Raw genomic sequence first — 18554 nt, forward strand, 5'->3', positions numbered from 1 at the left:
CGATTTTCGGGGCTCGGGGAGTTGCGTCTACAGCGTCAGAACGGAGTGTTTGATGAGTTCATTGGCCACCGACCGTGTCGACCAATGTTCTTCGGGTGAATTCTCGGCTCAACCTTTCGCGCTCTCTCCCGCGCAATCGGCCCTCTGGTACGCCCAACGCATCCGACCCGACATCCCGCTGACCATCGCGCAATTCGTGGAGATCCACGGCGATCTGGACGTGGGACGGCTGCTCTACGCCATCGAACGCTTCGGCGCCGAAAGCGAAGTCGGCCACGTGCGCCTGCTCGAGATCGACGGCGTCCCGCACCAGGTGGTCGATCCGGCCTGGCGGCCCGGCTGGCAGCGCATGGACCTGCGCGAGGAGCCCGATCCGCGGGCCGCCGCCATGGCGTGGATGAACGAGCACGCCAGCTCGCCCATCGATATCGAACACGACCCGCTCACCATCAATGTGGTGCTGCGCGTCGGGGATTCGGACTGGATCTGGTACACCCGCGGCCACCACATCGTCATCGACGGCTACGGCGCCATGAACGCCACCACCCGCGCCGCCGAGATCTACACCGCGCTGGAGAACCAGACCGAACCGGCGGTCTCGCGCGCCACCCCGCTGGCGACCATCTACGCCGACGAGAACCGCTACCGGGAGACCAGCCGTTTCGTCACTGACGGCGACTACTGGCGCGAACAGCTCGCCGGTGTCGGCGAGCCGATCACCCTGTCCAGCAATGGATCCCTGCCCGTGGTCTCGGACGCGGGCCGCCGCACCGCCACCGCCGTCATCGGCCGCGATGTCGAATCCGCCATCGAGGCCGCCGCGTCCGCGTACGGCACCAACAGCTCCGCGCTGTTCGTGGCCGCCCTGGCCGGGTACGTGCGCGCGGTCACCGGCACCCAGGACGTGGTATTGAGCCTGCCGGTCTCCGCGCGAACCACGGTGGCGCTGCGCCGTTCCGGCGGCGTGGTGTCGAACGTGGTGCCCATTCGCGTGCAGTTCGCGCCCACCGACACCGTCGCCGACACCGTGCGCGCCATCGAGTTGCAGATCACCGGCGCGCTGCGCCACCAGCGCTACCGCAGCGACGACATCCGCCGCGACTGCGGCTACTCGCGCGACACCCGCGGCTTCTTCGGGCCCATGGTCAATCTCATGCTGTTCCACAGCGAGTTGCGGTTCGGCAGCCTGGTCGGCTCCATCAACGTGCTGTCCACCGGCCCGGTCGAGGACCTGTCGATCAACCTCTACAACGGCCTGGGCAACCGCATCCACATCGACTTCGAGGCCAACCCCCGCCTGTACGGCGACGCCGAGCTGTCCATGCACCACGGCCGCTTCCTGGACTACCTGGCCCGCTTCGTCTCCGCCGCCCCCGAAACGGTCATCGCCGACATGCCGGTGCTCACCGATCTGGAACGCGAACGCGTGCTGCACGAATGGAATTCGACCCAGGTCGCCCGCCAGGAGGGCACCCTGGCCGGACTGTTCGCCGACCGGGCCGCCATGTCCGCCGGGCGCGTCGCCCTGGATTTCGAGGGTGATACCCTCACCTACGCCGCCTTCGACGAACGCGCCAATCGCCTGGCGCGTGAGCTCATCGCCCGCGGTGCGGGCCCGGACACCCTGGTGGGCCTGGCCATTCGCCGCAGTCTGGACCTGCTGATCGGCATGTACGCCATCATCAAGGCCGGTGCCGCCTACCTGCCCATCGACCCGGACCATCCGGCCGACCGCATCGAGGCCATCCTCGCGCAGGCCCGCCCGCTGTGCGTGCTCACCACCCGCCGCGACCGGCTCGAACTGCCGCGCCGCGCACCGCGATTCGATATCGACGTCGCCGACCTGTCCGCCCGCAACGGCCGCCCGGTCACCGACGCCGACCGGCGCGCACCCCTGCGCACCGACCATCTGGCCTACGTAATCTTCACTTCCGGGTCCACCGGCCAGCCCAAGGGCGTCGGCGTCACCCACGCCGCCATCGTGAACCGGCTGCGCTGGATGCAGCACGCCTACCCGCTCGACAGCTCCGACGTGGTGCTGCAGAAGACCCCCGCCACCTTCGACGTATCGGTGTGGGAGTTCTTCTGGCCCTTGCAGATCGGGGCCCGGCTGGTCATCGCCGCCCCCGACGGGCACCGCGATCCGGGCTATCTGGCCCGGATCATTGCCGAGAAGGGCGTCACCACGGCGCATTTCGTGCCGTCCATGCTGTCGGTGTTCCTCACCGACACCGATGTCGCGGGCTGCACCGGCTTGACCCGGGTGTTCTGCTCCGGTGAGGCGCTGCCCGCCGCCACCGTCGCCGAATTCCACGCCGCCCTGGGCACCGGCCCGGAATCCCCGCAGCTGCACAACCTCTACGGCCCCACCGAGGCCGCCGTGGACGTCACCGCCTGGCACTGCGCGCCCGGCACCACCGACGTCCCGATCGGCGCACCGATCTGGAACACCCGCACCTATGTGCTCGACGCCCGCCTGCAACCGGTCGCGCCCGGCGTCGTGGGTGAGCTCTATCTGGCGGGTGTGCAGCTGGCCCGCGGCTACCTGGGCCGGGCCGCGCTGACCGCCGACCGGTTCGTGGCCAACCCGTTCACCCCCGGCACCCGCATGTACCGCACCGGCGACCTGGTGCGCTGGCGCGGCAGCGGCCGCTCCGGCGTGCTGGAATACCTGGGCCGCAGCGACTTCCAGGTGAAGGTGCGCGGCCTGCGCATCGAACTCGGCGAGATCGAGGCCGCCCTGCTCGCCGACGAGCGCGTGGCCCGCGCGGTGTGCGTGGCCCGGCGCGGTCGTGGCGGGGACGAACTCATCGGCTACGTGGTCGCCGCCCCCGGCGTAGGGTCGCTCGACACCGCCGACCTCGCCGCCGGACTGCGCCGCACCCTGCCCGGCTACATGGTGCCGTCGATCCTCATGGTGCTCGACGAACTACCGCTCAGCGCCAACGGCAAGGTGGACCGCAAGGCGCTGCCCGAGCCCGACGCGGGCGCGCGCCGCCCGGCCCGACCCGCCGCCGCACCCGGCAACGCCGCCGAACGCCAGCTCACCGCCATCTTCGCCGAGGTCCTCGGCACCGACGAATTCGGTGTCCAGGACAGCTTCTTCGACCTGGGCGGCAACTCGCTGACCGCCGCCCGGGCCGTGGCCCGCGTCAATGCCGCGCTCGGGGTCTCGCTCACCATTCGCGACCTGTTCGAAAGCTCCACCGTCACCGCGCTGGCCGCCCGCCTGGCCGGGGCGCGCCCCGAGCACGCCTCACCGAAACTCGTGGCCGGGCCACGCCCGCAACAGATTCCGCTGTCGCTGGCCCAACAGCGGCTGTGGATCCTCAACCGGTTCGCCGAGCACGCCGCCGCCTACAACATGCCGCTCGCGGTGAAACTGACCGGGCCCCTGGACATCACGGCCCTGCGTGCCGGGCTCGTCGACGTCCTGGACCGGCACGAGAGCCTGCGCACCACCTTCCCCGACACCCCCGAGGGCCCCTGCCAGGTGGTGCACCCGGCCACCGAGATCCCGCTGACCCTCGAACCCGTCGACGCCACCGACGCCGACGTCGTCGCGCTGGCCACCGAATTCGCCGGGTACAGCTTCGATCTGCGCAGCCAGGCCCCCGTGCGGGTGGCGCTCTACGCGACCGGGCCCGAGGAATACCTGTTCCTCATGGTGCTGCACCACATCAGCGGCGACGGCTGGTCCATCGCCCCGCTGACCCGCGACATCATGACCGCCGTCGCCGCCCGCGCCGACGGCCTCGCCCCCGAGTGGACGCCGCTGCCGGTGCAGTACGCCGATTTCGCGCTGTGGCAACGCGAACTGCTCGGCGACGAGGCCGACCCGGCCAGCGCGCTGGCCCGCCAGCTCGCCTACTGGCGTGCCGCCCTGGCCGACCTGCCCGATCAGCTGGACCTGCCCCTGGATCGCCCGCGCCCGCGCCAGCGATCCACCGAGGGCGGCACCGTCGAATTCACCATCCCCGCCGACACCCGCCGCGCGCTGGCCGCCGTCGCCGCCGAACGGGGTGTCAGCACGTTCATGGTGTTGCACGCCGCGCTCGCGACCGTGCTCGCGCGCCTGTGCAACACGACCGATATCGCCATCGGCACCCCCATCGCCGGGCGCAGCGATCCCGCGCTCGACGATCTGGTCGGCATGTTCGTCAACACCCTCGTACTGCGCACCCGCATCGATCCGGCCGCCGGATTCGACCGCATGCTCACCGAGGTCCGCGACACCGACCTCAATGCCTTCGCCAATGCCGACGTCCCGTTCGAGCGGCTGGTCGAGGTGGTCAACCCGGAGCGCTCCGCCGCCCGGCACCCGCTGTTCCAGGTCATGCTGTCCTACGACCGCAGCCCCGAACCGGGTATCGAATTGCCCGGCGTCCATGCCGAAGTCGTGCCGATGGACACCGACATCGCCAAATTCGACCTGCAGTTGACCGTGCACGAACCCGTCGGTGCCGCAGCCGCGCGCGGAGAGGGCGAAGCGACCCCCCTCACCGCCGAATTCGGTTACGCCGCCGATGTTTTCGACCGCGCCACGGTCGAGGCCATCGCGCGCCGCTTCGTCGGCCTGCTGGCCGCGGCCGTCGCCGACCCGTCGATCCCGGTGGGCGATCTGCCGCTGCTCGACGCGCGCGAGACCGCGAAACTGGTGCCCATCATGGGTTCCCCCGCTGAACCCGCCATCACCCTGGCCCGGCTGCTCACCGACACCGCCGAACGCGTCCCCGACGCGGTGGCCGTGCGCTACCTCGGCCAGGACACCACCTACCGCGAACTCGACGAACGCTCGAACCGGTTGGCGCGCGTGCTCATCGAGCACGGCGCGGGCCCGGAGGTCGTGGTTGCCATCGCCCTGCCGCGCGGGCTGGAGAGCATTCTCGCCGTGTGGTCGGTCGCCAAAACCGGTGCGGCGTATGTGCCCATCGACCCGGACTACCCGTCCGACCGCATCGCGCACATGCTGTCGGACTCCGGGGCCATGCTCGGCATCACCAATGCCGAACGGCGCGAGGACATGCCGGACTGGCCCGGCAGCCGCGGCCGCCACCGCAAAAACTATGTGGACTGGCTGCTGCTCGGCTCCGAGCAGCTCGCCGGAGAATGCGCGCAGTTCCCCGACACCCCGGTCACCGACGCCGGCCGGCACCACCCGCTGCGCGTCGGCGGCCCGGCGTATCTGATCTACACCTCCGGCTCCACCGGTCAGCCCAAGGCCGTGGTGGTCACCAATGCGGGCCTGGCGTCGCTGGCGCACGAGCAGATGCACCTGTTCAAGGTCACCGATTCGGCTCGCACCCTGCACTTCTCCTCGCCCAGTTTCGACGCCTCGGTGCTGGAGTTGCTGCTCGGCTTCGCCGCCGGGGCCACCCTCGTGATCGCGCCCGCCGGAGTCTTCGGCGGCCTGGAACTCGCGCGCATCCTGCGCGAGGAGCGGGTGACCCACGCCTTCGTCACCCCCGCCGCCCTGGCCACCGTGCCCGCAGACGACCTGCCCGAGCTCGAGGCCGTCATCGTCGGCGGCGAGGCCTGCCCCGAGGACCTCGTGAAGGTCTGGACCGCACCGGATTCCCGGCCCGGGCACCCGCCGCGGCGCATGCACAACATGTACGGCCCGTCCGAGGCGACCGTCGCGGCCACCGCCACCGGACCCATGATCGCCGGGCAGCCGGTGCCCATCGGCCTGCCCGTGCGCGGCATGCGACTGTTCGTGCTCGACGCCCGCCTGCACCCGGTGCCGCCGGGCGTGGCGGGGGAGCTGTATTTGTCGGGGCCCGGTCTCGCGCGCGGCTACCTCGGCCGCCACGGTTTGACCGCGCAACGCTTCCCGGCCAACCCGCACGGCCGCCGCGGCGAACGCATGTACCGCACCGGCGATCTCGTGGTCGCCGACGGCACCGGGCAGCTGCGCTTCCTGGGCCGCGCCGACGACCAGATCAAGATCCGTGGCTTCCGCATCGAACTGCGCGAGATCGACCACGTGCTGGCCGCGCACCCGGGAGTCACCTTCGCGCTCACCGTGGTCCACCACGATGAACGCGGAATCCCGCGCCTGGTCGCCTATCTCACCGCCGACACCGACCTCGACCCGGCCGCGGTCCTCGAGACCGCGCGCGGACGGCTGCCCGGCTACATGGTGCCCTCCGCGCTCACCATCCTCGAGACCCTGCCCGTCACCCCGTCGGGCAAGCTCGACCGCAAGGCGCTGCCCGCACCCGTGTTCGTGTCCGCCGCGCCCACCCGCGCCCCGGAAACCGAACTGGAGCAACAGGTCGCGCTGCTGTTCGGGACCGTGCTCGGCGGGGTCGCGCCCGGCGCGGAGGACAACTTCTTCGAGATCGGCGGCAACTCGCTGCTGGCCACCCGCCTCACCGCGGCATTGCACGCCGAATTCGGTGTGGAACTGCCGGTGCGCGCGATCTTCGAGGCCCCCACGGTGGCGGGCGTGGCGGCTCGGCTCGCGGAAGCGCCCCGGGCGCAGCGTGTCGCGCTGGCTGTGCACTCGCCACGCCCGGAGCGCGTGCCACTGTCGCTGCCGCAACAGCGACTGTGGTTCCTGAACCGATTCTCCCCCGAATCCAGCGCCTACAACATTGCTTTCGTCCTGCGGATCGACGGCGATCCGAACATCGAGGCGCTGCGGGCCGCGCTCGCCGACGTGGTGGAACGCCACGAGGTGCTGCGGACCGTCTTCCCCGAGGACGAACACGGTGCCTACCAGGTGGTCCTGGACACCGCGCGCTGCCTGCCGGTGCTCGAGGCCGTGGAAACCGACGAGGTCGGCGCGCGCACCGCGCTCCGCTCGCTGGCGCGCCGCGGCTTCGACCTGACCCGCGAGATCCCGCTGCGAATGACCTTGCTGCGCACCGGGAACCGACGCCACCTGCTCGGCATCGCGCTGCACCACATCGCCGCCGACGGCTGGTCGCTGGGCCCGCTGACCCGGGATCTGGCCATCGCCTACACCGCCCGCCACGGCGGCGCGGCCCCCGCGTGGACGCCACTGCCGGTGCAGTACGCCGACTTCAGCCTGTGGCAGCGCGAAATCCTCGGCACCGACAGCGATCTCGACAGCGAGGCCGCCGCCCAGCTGGCCTACTGGCGCACCGCGCTGGCCGACCTGCCCGAGGAACTGCCGCTGCCCTACGACCGGCCGCGCCCGGCCGAGCCCACCCAGCGGGCCGGGGCACTGCGCTTCGAGGTCCCGGACACCGTGCAGCACAAGCTCGCCGAGGTCGCGCGGGCGCACGGGGTCAGCCTGTTCATGGTGTTGCGCTCCACCCTGGCCGTGCTGCTGCGCACCGTGACCGGCGGCCGCGACATCGTCATCGGCACCCCGGTGGCCGGACGCACCGACACCCGCCTCGACGAACTGGTCGGCATGTTCGTCAATACGTTGATCCTGCGCTCGGACGTGGACCCCGACCGCAGCTTCGCCGAACTGCTGCAAGCCGATCGCGACACCGAACTGGCCGCCATGGCACACGCCGAGGTGCCCTACGAGCGGGTCGTGGAGGAAATCCAGGCCGCCGACCGGGAACGCTCCGGCGAGGACCGGCAACGCCGGTACGGGGCACGCCCGCTGCTGCAGGTCGCCCTGACCGTGCAGGACACCCCGGTGCCCGCGCTGCGGCTGCCCGGACTGTCGCTGCACGCCGAGGAACTCGATATCGCCCTGGCGAAATTCGACCTCGAACTGCGGGTACTGCCCGGCGTCGACGCCGACTCCGAGCAACGCGTCTTCGAATTCGTCTACGCCGCCGAGCTTTTCGACCAGTCCACGGTGGAAACCCTGGCCGAGCGGCTGCTGCGCGTGTTCGACGCCATCGCCGCCGACCCGCGGGTGCGGGTGCGCGATATCGACGCGCGCACCGAGGTCGAACGCGAACTGTTCACCCCCGCCTGGGGTCCCGCACCGGAACCGCAGTGCAGCCTGGCCGCCTACTTCGCGGCCACCGCGCACCTCAATGCCGACCGGGTGTTCCTGCGCTTCGACGACACCGAACTCACCTACCTGGAATCCGACGTCTACTCCAACCGCCTGGCGCGGGCCCTGATTCACCGCGGCCTGGGCCCCGGCGACCGGGTGGCGCTCGGGCTGACCCGGTCGGTGGAATCGGTGCTGGCGGCCCTGGCCGTCGCCAAGTGCGGTGCGGCGTTCGTGCCGGTGGACCCCAACTATCCGGCGGATCGGGTGCGGCACATGCTCACCGACTCCGGCTGCCGGGTCGGGATCAGCATGACCGAGCACGCCGAGAGCCTCCACCTCGCGGCCGGAGACCACCACGTCGACTGGCTGCTGCTCGACAATGCCGAGCTCCTCGACGAACTCGAGGTGCTCGACGACGGGCCCGTCACCGACGCCGAACGCACCACCACCCTGTGGACCGCGGAGCTGGCGTACGTCATCTACACCTCCGGGTCCACCGGAAAACCCAAGGGCGTGGCCGTCACCCACGGCGGACTGTCCAATTTCGCCGACGAGATCCGCGAGCGCATGAAGGTCGATCGCGACTCGCGCACCATGCACTTCTCGTCGCCGAGCTTCGACGCCGCCATCTTCGACCTGCTGCTGGCGGTCGGCGCGGGCGCGACCATGATCATCGTCCCACCGGACGTGTACGGGGGCGACGAGCTGGCCGCGCTCATGGACCGCGAACAGGTCAGCCACACCTTTATGACCCCGGCGGCCCTGGCCACCATCGATCGGGAACGCTGGGCGCTGCCGCACCTGCGCTCGGTCATGGTCGGTGGGGAGGCCTGCGGGCCGGAACTGGTGGCGCGCTGGGCACCCGGGCGCATGATGTTCAACGGGTACGGGCCCACCGAAACCACCGTCGTGGTCACCATCGCCGGGCCGCTCACCGTCGGTGAGCCGATCACCATCGGCAATCTGGTGCGCGGGGCCCGCGCGCTGGTGCTCGACGAGCGGCTGCGGCCGGTCCCGGTCGGCGTGCCCGGCGAGCTCTACCTCGGCGGACAGGGCGGCGCGCGCGGCTATTTCGAGCGATTCGACCTCACCGCCGCCCGCTTCGTGGCCGACCCCTACGGTCCCGAAGGCTCGCGGCTCTACCGCACCGGTGATGTGGTGCGCTGGACCGCGGGTGGGGAGATCGTGTACCTGGGTCGCAGCGACCACCAGGTGAAGGTGCGCGGCTTCCGCATCGAACTCGGCGAGATCGACGGCGTGCTCACCGGTCACCGGGCAATCCGCTTCGCCCACACCGAGGTTCGCGAGATCGCGGGCGTGCGCCGCATCGTGTCCTACGTGCTGCCGATCGACCCGGCTGCCACCCCGGACCTCGAGGAACTGCGGGCCCACTGCGCCAAACACCTTCCGGCGCACATGGTTCCGTCGGCCATCACACTGCTCGACCGCATTCCGCTCACCCCGGTCGGCAAGCTCGACCGCGAGGCGCTGCCGCAACCGCAACCCGTCGTCGCCGTCGAGTCCCGCGATCCGGAGACCGACACCGAGCGCCTGGTCGCCGAGGTGATGGGGGAACTGGTCGGGACCGAGGCCCTCGGCGCGGACGACAGCTTCTTCGAGGTCGGCGGAAACTCGCTGCTCGCCACGCAATTGGTGGCACGCCTGGCCGCCGCCACCGGGGTACGCCTCGAGGTGCGGGCGGTGTTCGCCGCACCGACCGTGGCCGGACTCGCCGCGGCCCTCGAGGCCGGAACGGCGTCGACGGACCTGCGGCCCGAACCGCGCAAACGCACCCGGCCCGCGCGGATTCCGCTCTCGGCCGCGCAGCGGCGGCTGTGGTTCCTGGAGAAGTTCAACGCCTCCGGGGATCGCGGTCAGGGCACCGGAGAAGCGTTGGGCGCGTACAACGTTCCGGTCGCGCTGCGCCTGCACGGCGAGCTCGACATCGCGGCACTGCGCGCGGCCCTGCACGAGGTGCAGCGTCGCCACGAGACCCTGCGCACCATCTTCCCCGAGATCGACGGCGAACCCTGCCAGCAGATCCTGGAACCCGGCGACGCGGCGGTCACCCTGCCGCTGCGCACGGTCTCGGAAGCCCAAGTGCCCGAGGAGATCCGCCGTGTCACCGCCAACGGGTTCGATCTGGCCACCAGCATTCCGCTGCGGGCGGCGCTGCTGCGGCTGACCGACAGCAAGACCGAACACATCCTGGTGCTGGTCGTGCATCACATCGCCATGGACGGCTGGTCGCTGCAACCCCTGGCCGCCGACGTCGCCGCCGCCTACCGCGCCCACAGCGGCGGGCAGGCCCTCGAATGGCCCGAATTGCCCATCCAGTACGCCGATTACACGCTGTGGCAGCAGGATGTGCTGGGCCGCGAGGACGATCCGGAATCGGTCATCAGCCGCCAGCTCGACTACTGGCGGCGCGCGCTCGACGGCATCCCGGAACTGCTTGCCGTGCCCGCCGACCGGCCACGGCCGCCGGTGCCGAGCTATCGCGGTGGCACCGTCGAATGCCAGCTGGACGCGTTCACCCACCGGGAATTGCAAAGCCTCGCCGCCGAACACGGCGTCACCATGTTCATGGTGCTGCACGCCGCACTCGTTGCGCTGTTGCATCGACTGACCTCCGGCGACGACATCACCGTCGGCACACCCATTGCCGGGCGCGGACATCCGGCACTGGACCGCATGGTCGGCATGTTCGTCGGCACGCTGGTGCTGCGCACCCACATCGCGGGCGGGGCCGCGTTCGCCGACCTGCTGCGCGCGGTCCGCGACACCGACCTCGAGGCCTTCGCGCACGCCGACGTGCCGTTCGAGCGACTCGTCGAGGTGCTCAATCCGGTGCGCTCGCAGGCGCATCACCCGATGTTCCAGGTCATGCTCTCGGTGCAGAACCAGCCGGTGCGGGTCCTCGAATTGCCGGGCATGCGCATCGAGGCCGACGACGCCGACCCGGGCATCGCCAAATTCGATCTGCAGTTCACGCTGACCGAATCCTGGACCGACAAGCGCGAACCCGACGGCATCACGGTCTCGGTCAACTACGCCGCCGACCTGTTCGAGGAGCGCACCGCCCACCGGCTCGCCGAACGCTTCGTCCGCCTCCTCGGCGCGGCGGCCGCGAATCCGGCCACCGCCGTGGGCGATCTGGAACTGCTCGACTCCGGCGAATGGTCGGCGCTGGCCCCCGTACGCGGAGCGGAACCCGGGCTGCCCATCACCTTCCCGGAGGTGTTCGAAGCCGCCGCCAACCTCAACCGATCGGCCATCGCGGTCCGGTCGGCGGGCACCCAGATCTCCTACGACGCGCTCGACCGGTGGACCAACCGGTTGGCGCGCGTGCTCATCGGCTACGGCGTCGGGCCCGAAACCCTGGTGGCCATGGGCATTCCGCGGTCGGCCGAATCGGTGGCGGTCATGCTGGCCATCGCCAAGGCCGGTGCCGCGTTCGTGCCCGTCGACCCCAACTACCCGGAACAGCGCATCAGCCACATGCTGCTGGATTCCGGTGCGGCCGTGGGGATCACGCTGTCCTCGTATCGAGAGCGCATGCCCGACGGGGCCAACTGGACCGTGCTGGACGCGCCGTCGTTCCGGCGGCGAGTGCTGGCGACCTCGGACTCGCCGATCGTCGACGCCGAACGGACCGTGCCGCTGCGCATGGACAACCCGGCATACGTGATCTACACGTCCGGGTCGACCGGCATCCCCAAGGGCGTGGTCGTCACCCACGGCGGCCTGTCCAACTTCGCCGCCGAGACCGCGCACCGCTTCGACGTCGGACCCGGCTGCCGCGTCCTGCACTTCGCGACACCGAGTTTCGACGCCGCCATGCTCGACCTGCTGCTCGCCCTCGGTGGCGCGGCCACCCTGGTGATCACCCCACCCGGTGTGGTCGGCGGGCAGGAACTGGGGCAGGTGTTCATCGAGGAGGGCATCACCCACGCCTTCATCACCACCTCGGCGTTGGGCACCGTCGACCCGACCGGCGTCACCGCGCTGCGGCACGTGCTGGTCGGCGGCGAGGCGCTGCCACCGGATCTGGTCACCCGGTGGGCCCCGGGCCGCAAGCTCTACAACGTGTACGGGCCCACCGAAACCACCATCGTGACGGTGATTTCGCAGCCCATGGCACCGGGCGCGCAGATCACCATCGGCGGACCCATCCGCGGTGTCGGCGCGACCGTGCTCGACGCGCGGCTGCATCCCGCGCCCGCCGGGGTCACCGGCGAACTGCACCTGGCCGGTGCCGCCCTGGCGCGCGGCTACCTGCGGCGGCCGGGGCTGACCGCGCAACGGTTCGTGGCCAACCCGTTCGGCAAACCCGGCGAGCGCATGTACCGGACCGGTGACCTGGTGCGCTGGCTCGAACGCGGCGGGCAGGCACGGGATCTGGAATACGTGGGCCGCACCGACCACCAGGTCAAGATCCGCGGGTTCCGCATCGAACTCGGTGAGATCGACGCCGCGCTGGCCAAGCATCCGGCGGTGGAATTCGCGACCACCATCGGGCATCGCACCCCGGCCGGATCCACCGCGCTGGTGGCGTATGTGAAGCCGCGCACCGGGACCGCGCCGACCACGGCCGAATTGACCGCGCACGTGGCCGAACTGGTGCCCAACTACATGGTCCCGCAGTCGATCATGCTGCTGGATCGGGTGCCGCTCTCGCCGGTCGGCAAGCTGGATCGAAAGGCATTGCCGGAACCGGTGTTCGCGGCCCGCGAGGGCTACCGGGCCCCGACCACCCCGATCGAGGCGGCGCTGTGTGCCGCCTTCGCCGAGGTGCTGGGCATCGAACAGGTCGGCGCGGACGACGGGTTCTTCGAACTGGGCGGCAACTCCCTGCTGGCCACCAAGGTGGTGGCGGCACTGCGGGCCGAGGGCATCGACCTGCCGGTGCAGGCCATGTTCGGGGAATCCACCCCGGCCGCCATCGCCGCCCGCCTCGCCGACGCCAAGGGCGATGCGGGGGCCGCGCTGGCCGCGGCCCTGGGTGCGGTGCTGCCGCTGCGGCCCGCCGCGCCGGATTCGACCGTGCCGCCGCTGTTCTGCGTGCACCCGGCGATCGGGTTGTCGTGGTGCTTCGCCGGACTGCTGTCGCATCTGCCGCACGAGCGGCCGGTGTACGGGCTGCAGGCCCCGCACGTCGCGGGGGAGGAAAGCCACCGCACCATCGCCGAGGCCGCGAAATACTATGTGGCGCACATGAAGTCGGTGCAGCCGGAAGGGCCGTACCATGTGATCGGCTGGTCGCTGGGCGGGCTCATCGCCCACGAGGTGGCCGTGCAGCTGCAGCAGGGCGGCGACGAGGTCGCGCTGCTGGGACTCATGGACAGCTACCAGCTTTCCGATAAATGGCTGGAGACGGCGGTGCCGTCGGTGTCGGCCATCATCGCCGAATTCGGCAGCGATCTGCTCGGCGGTGACGCCGATATCGATCCGCGCATGACCCTGCACGAGGCGGCCGAGCTGCTGCGCTCGCGATCCGGGCCGTTCGCGGCGCTGACCGTGGAACACCTGGAACGGCTCTACACCGGGTACGAGAACGGTGCCGAGCAGGCCCACGGCTTCCAACCCCACGTCTTCGACGGCGATCTGCTGTTCTTCACCGCCGCCGACGACGAGATCAACCGTGCCGACCCGGAGCGCTGCGCCGCCGCGTGGGAGCCGTATGTCACCGGTGCCGTGCACGACCAACTGGTGCGCTGCACGCACGCCGGTATGACCACGCCCGAATCCCTCGCCGTCATCGGGCCGGTACTGCGGGAACACCTGGCGGCGATCGATGCCCGGCGGGAGGGGAAGGCATGAGTCTCGCGGTGGAAGTTCAAGGGCTGGTGAAGTATTACGGCAAGGTGCGGGTCCTGGACGGGATCGATCTGGCGATCCCGTCCGGCACCGTGATGGGATTGCTCGGGCCCAATGGCGCGGGCAAGACCACCACGGTCCGCATTGTCACCACCTTGCTACGCCCGTCCTCGGGATCGGTGTACGTGGCGGGCGTGGATGTGTTGAAGAATCCCGCCCGCGCACGCACCCGGCTCGGGCTGTCCGGCCAGTACGCGGCCGTCGACGCGAATCTGTCCGGATTCGAGAACCTGCGCATGGTGGCGCGGCTGTACGGAATGAACCACAAGCGCGCCGCCGCGCGCGCCGAGGAACTGCTGGCCGCGCTCGGACTCGAGCACGCGGCCGGAAGGCGGGCGGGCACCTACTCCGGCGGCATGGCCCGGCGACTGGACCTCGCCGGTGCGCTGGTGTGCAGACCCCCGGTGGTCGTGCTCGACGAGCCGACCACCGGACTCGACCCGCGCGGACGCCTCGATATGTGGCGTGTCATCGGCGAACTCGTCGACGACGGCACCACCGTGCTGCTCACCACCCAGTATTTGGAGGAGGCCGACCTCCTCGCCGACCGCATTACCGTCATCGACCGCGGCCGCGTCATCGCCCGCGGATCGGCCGACGAACTCAAGACCTCCATCGGCGGCGACAAGCTCACCGTCACCCTCGCCGCCGGACAGGATCCCGCGCCCGCGCGGCGCGTGCTGGCCGGGGTGGGCATCGGAGAACCCGAAACCGACGAGGGCGCCGACGAGGTCACCGTCGTGGTGGGGGACGGGACCCGCACCATGGTCGAGGCCCTGCGCCGACTCGACGACGCGGGGGTGTGCGTGATCGACGCGACCGTGCACCGGCCCAGCCTCGACGACGTATTCCTTTCCCTCACCGGCAAATCCGCCGACCGTAAAGCCCCCGCGCCCACCGCCGAGCCCGTCCAAGAGGAGATTCTGTCGTGACGACGGTCCCCGCCGAGCCCGCCGCCACTCCTACCGCCGAGGCCGTCCACGGCCGCCATCGCGCCGAGGGGCCCGCGATACTGCTACCCCGGGTGGTGCGCGACAGCGCCATCGTCGCGTACCGCAACCTGCTGACCATTCTGCGCGTGCCGACCCTGTTGGTGACGGCCACGATTCAGCCGCTGATGTTCGTGTTCCTGTTCGCCTACATCTTCGGGGCCTCGCTGGGCGGGAGCCAGTATCGGGAATTCCTGCTGGCCGGAATCTTCACGCAGACAGTGGCTTTCAATGCCGCGTTCACCACCGTCGGGCTGGCCAATGACCTGCACAAGGGCATTATCGACCGCATGCGGACGCTGCCCATGTCGCGGCTGGCGGTGCTGATGGGGCGCACGCTCTCGGATCTGGTGGTCAACATTCTGGCGTTGGCCGTCATGGTCGCCTGTGGGTACGTGGTGGGGTGGCGGATCAATGGCGCGATCATGGACGCGGTGCTGGCCTTCGGGGTCATCCTGCTGTTCGCGTTCGCCATGTCGTGGGTGGGTGCCATTACCGGGCTCATGTCGCCGAGTGTCGAAGTGGCCCAAAGTGCCGGGCTCATTTGGCTTTTCCCGCTCACCTTCATCTCCTCGGCCTTCATCTCCGGGGAGACACTGCCGGGGCCGCTGAAGACCGTCGCGGAATGGAATCCGATCACCGCCGTGTCGGCGGCGGGGCGCAAGCTGTTCGACAACGGGGCCCCGCCGATCTTCAAACCGGCCACCGGGTGGCCCGCCGAACACTGCGTCGAATACTCCATCTACTGCTCGCTGGCGATCCTGGCCGTCGCGGTGCCGATCGCGCTGCTGCAGTACCGGAAGGTGGCCAGCCACTGAGAGACGAAAAAAGCCGGGCCCCGCACAGACTGTGCGGGACCCGGCTTTGTCGTGTCGCTGTGATCAGCCGCGGCGGCGGTTCTTGATCAGCTCCATGCGCTCCTGAAGCAGCTCCTCGAGCTCCTCCTTGCTGCGGCGCTCGAGCAGCATGTCCCAGTGGGTGCGCGGCGGCTTCACCTTCTTGGGCTCCTGGGTGGTGCCCTCCAGGAGGATGCCCTCCTGGCCGTTGCGGCACAGCCAGGTCGGCGGGATTTCGGCGTCATCGGCGAACGGAACGTCGAATTCCTCGCCATTGTCCGTGCGGTACCGCGCCATCCGACGCGGGGCCAGGTCGTGGTCGCGGTCGGTCTCGTAGCTCACCGCTCCGAGCCGAGAGCCCCGGAGTACGCGATCTGCCATGAGTGCGGTCCCTTCTCGCCTGTCGGCAATGTTCTACAACAAGTGTTTCTGCATCTGCGCTACGTCACTACAACGCAGACACGAACGCGGAGGTTCCCGCAGAGGAGAACCCTGCCATCCTACTCGTCCGGCGCGGCCGGGTTGCTGCGGCGTGCCCTTCCGCCCGGTCGCGGCCGCAAAGCGCTAAGGTGACGGACCATGTCTCGACGCGTGCTGTCCTGCTGCCAGTGGTGCGGGCGGGAGATCGCCGAATCGGAGATCGGACGCCGCAGGCGATATTGCCGACAATCCTGTCGCCAGCGGGCGTACGAACATCGAAACAGCGTGAAGGGCACCGGTATTCCCGAGGATTCGGTGGTACTGAGTGCCCAGGAGGTCGCCGACCTGTCCGATCGCTGGTTCGCGGCCCGCTGCGCGGCCGAGGACGTGGCCACGGCCGTCGCGGAGGGGGCCGAGATGATCGAACTCGCCGATCTCACCGCGACATTGGTGGCACTGGCGCGCGAGGCGGAACGGTTGCGCTGAGCGCGGCGTGGCGGCCGGTGGCGCGCTCGCGGGTGCTCAGCGTGTAGACGAGTCCGACCCCGAGGGCGGTGAGCGCCGCGACAAGGCCGAGGGCGGTGAGGGTTTCACCGTCGGGTCGGGTCACCGGCTGCGTGCGCAACGCCTGCCACACCAGTGTCGCCACCACACCTGTGTAACCGAGCGCCAGGACGCCGATGAGGCGGGTACGGGTGCGTTCGGTGCGTAGCCAGCCGATGCTCGGCGCCAGCCGCGCCAACACGATGGCGGCCACGATGAGCAGCTGAATGCCGTGCAGGCCCGCGAAGTGCGCGACCCGCAGATCGCCGCCCGCGGTGGACCAGTGCGTCACCGGCATGCCCGCGACGCCGTCGCGGACCTCGGGCTGCCCGTGCAGGAAGGTGTGCCCGCCGTTGAGGGTGACGGGGTGGCCGTAGGCGTCGGTTGTCTGCTGCTTGCCGCTGAAGCCCATGGTGTAGCCCAGCGCCATGCCGAACACCGCGATGCCCAGGCCCGCGCGAATCGCCATCGAGGTGGGGCGGTCGGTCACGCGCTGCCACGAAAGCGTCACGGCGATCACCAGATTCGCCAGGAACAAGCCGGGCACACCGGACGCGAAGACCTGTTGGCCGATGTCGTTGACCGTGTCGTGCTGGGTGTTGAAATGGCTGAAGGTGCCGCGCGCGGCCTGCAGCACGATGAACCCGACATCGACGACCCCGGTGGCGGCGAAGACGGTACCCATCCACCAGGTCAGGCGGCGGCCACGATGCGGGAACGAGAGCAGCCACGCCAGGGTGCCGCAGTAGAGGGTGAAGGCGACGGCGAACTTGAGCGGTTTGAGCCAGACCGATTCGCCGAGCAGCATGCGATCGTCGAAGGCCATGGCGCACAAGGAGAACAGCGCCAACGCGGCCATGGCGGCGGTGGTGGCCAGCAGCGGGCGGTGCAGACGACGGTCGGGGAGCGGAAGGGTGGTCGGCACGAGCGAAGGACGATCGAGCGTGGTCATGACGGTGACGTTAGGAGCGCGACACCGCACGCCACGTCCCCCGACGGTGGGGTCGGCACGTAGTACCCGGGTATGAGAACAGCCTCGGCGGTATGAGCCGAGGCTGTCATCGATGACCGCGAACGGACTTGGCGCGCAAGCCGATCCGTGGACCGTGCCGCGCGAATCGATCCGTCCGTCTCGCCGCGCGAGTCGCTCCGTGCACCCCTCATCGGTGCCCGGAGCGGCTCGCGGATCGGCCCGGCGGCGCGGGCCGTGCGTCGCCGATCGCTCGGTGTGGTCGCGGGTCGGTCGGCCGGTCGCGTGTCAGTCGGTGGGGATGCCGACGTTCATGCCGCGGGCGGCCAGCCAGGGCAGCGGGTCGATGGGAGTGCCCTGACCCTCGCCCTGGTGCACCTCGTAGTGCAGGTGCGGGCCGGTGGAGTAGCCGCGATTGCCGACGGTGGCCAGCACATCGCCCGCGCGCAGCTGCTGGCCCACCTGGACCAGGATGTCCTGCATGTGGCCGTAGACGCCGATGGTGCCGTCGTCCTGCAGCACGCGCACCCACAGGCCGAAACCGGAGGCCGGACCGGCCTCGATGACGGTGCCGTCGGTGACCGCGCGGATCGGCGAGCCGAACGCGCCCGCGAAGTCGATCCCGGCGTGCATGGCGCCCCAGCGCATGCCGAAGCCGGAGCTGAGCGGACCGTCGGAGGGGCGCACGGTCTTCGGGCGCGCCTGCTCGGCGTGCAGGCCGTTGAGGAAGTCCAGGACCTGCTGCGGCACCACCTGCGGCATCTGGGCCTCGCGCGGGGTGAACGCGGTGAACGGCGCGTCGCTCTCGGCGGCATTAGCGACGGGGTAACCGGTGAGCGCGCCGGGCTCGTGCGGGTCGGCGGCGGCCAGGGCGGTCAGGGAGGCGCCGACGACGGCGGTGACGGCCAGCGCACGGGTGGCGGCCGTGCGATACCGGGCGGCTCCGCGCAGTCCAGATAACGGAACGGTTACGGGCATGC

Annotated in this window: 7 protein-coding genes; 4 read left to right on the forward strand and 3 right to left on the reverse strand. The window is 70.3% G+C overall.

The window, feature by feature from the left end:
• Window positions 1-52: 52 nt before the first annotated feature.
• The 3 genes from VMT40_RS22060 (at window position 53) to VMT40_RS22070 (ending at window position 15623) form a co-directional block, all read left to right on the forward strand.
• Complete coding sequence (locus VMT40_RS22060) at window positions 53-13759, forward strand: non-ribosomal peptide synthetase (RefSeq protein WP_326360490.1); 13707 nt, start codon at window positions 53-55, stop codon at window positions 13757-13759.
• Window positions 13756-14748: an ATP-binding cassette domain-containing protein gene (locus tag VMT40_RS22065; RefSeq protein WP_326360492.1), complete on the forward strand. Its 993-nt coding sequence runs from the start codon at window positions 13756-13758 to the stop codon at window positions 14746-14748. The genes VMT40_RS22060 and VMT40_RS22065 overlap by 4 nt, the downstream gene beginning before the upstream one ends.
• A 92-nt stretch (window positions 14749-14840) precedes the next feature.
• Window positions 14841-15623 (forward strand): ABC transporter permease, encoded by a 783-nt coding sequence (locus VMT40_RS22070; RefSeq protein ID WP_326361722.1) that lies wholly within the window; start codon window positions 14841-14843, stop codon window positions 15621-15623.
• A 63-nt stretch (window positions 15624-15686) separates the two neighbouring features.
• Here the strand turns inward: VMT40_RS22070 and VMT40_RS22075 are convergent, their stop codons facing one another.
• Complete coding sequence (locus VMT40_RS22075; protein ID WP_040813164.1) at window positions 15687-16022, reverse strand: RNA polymerase-binding protein RbpA; 336 nt, start codon at window positions 16020-16022, stop codon at window positions 15687-15689.
• Window positions 16023-16220: 198 nt separating this feature from the next.
• Here VMT40_RS22075 and VMT40_RS22080 point away from each other — a divergent pair, with 198 nt between their 5' ends.
• Entirely contained in the window at window positions 16221-16547 is a 327-nt protein-coding gene (locus VMT40_RS22080) for a hypothetical protein (RefSeq protein WP_326310752.1), read from the forward strand.
• On the opposite strand, the gene VMT40_RS22085 is transcribed toward VMT40_RS22080, so the two are convergent.
• On the reverse strand, window positions 16498-17556 hold the full coding sequence (locus tag VMT40_RS22085) for a hypothetical protein (protein ID WP_326360493.1): 1059 nt from the start codon (window positions 17554-17556) through the stop codon (window positions 16498-16500). The two genes, VMT40_RS22080 and VMT40_RS22085, sit on opposite strands and share 50 nt — an antisense overlap.
• A 306-nt stretch (window positions 17557-17862) precedes the next feature.
• Entirely contained in the window at window positions 17863-18552 is a 690-nt protein-coding gene (locus VMT40_RS22090; RefSeq protein WP_326360494.1) for a M23 family metallopeptidase, read from the reverse strand.
• Window positions 18553-18554 lie beyond the last annotated feature (2 nt).

It is taken from the genome of Nocardia sp. CDC160 (assembly GCF_035818795.1).
In the GTDB taxonomy this organism is placed as follows: domain Bacteria; phylum Actinomycetota; class Actinomycetes; order Mycobacteriales; family Mycobacteriaceae; genus Nocardia.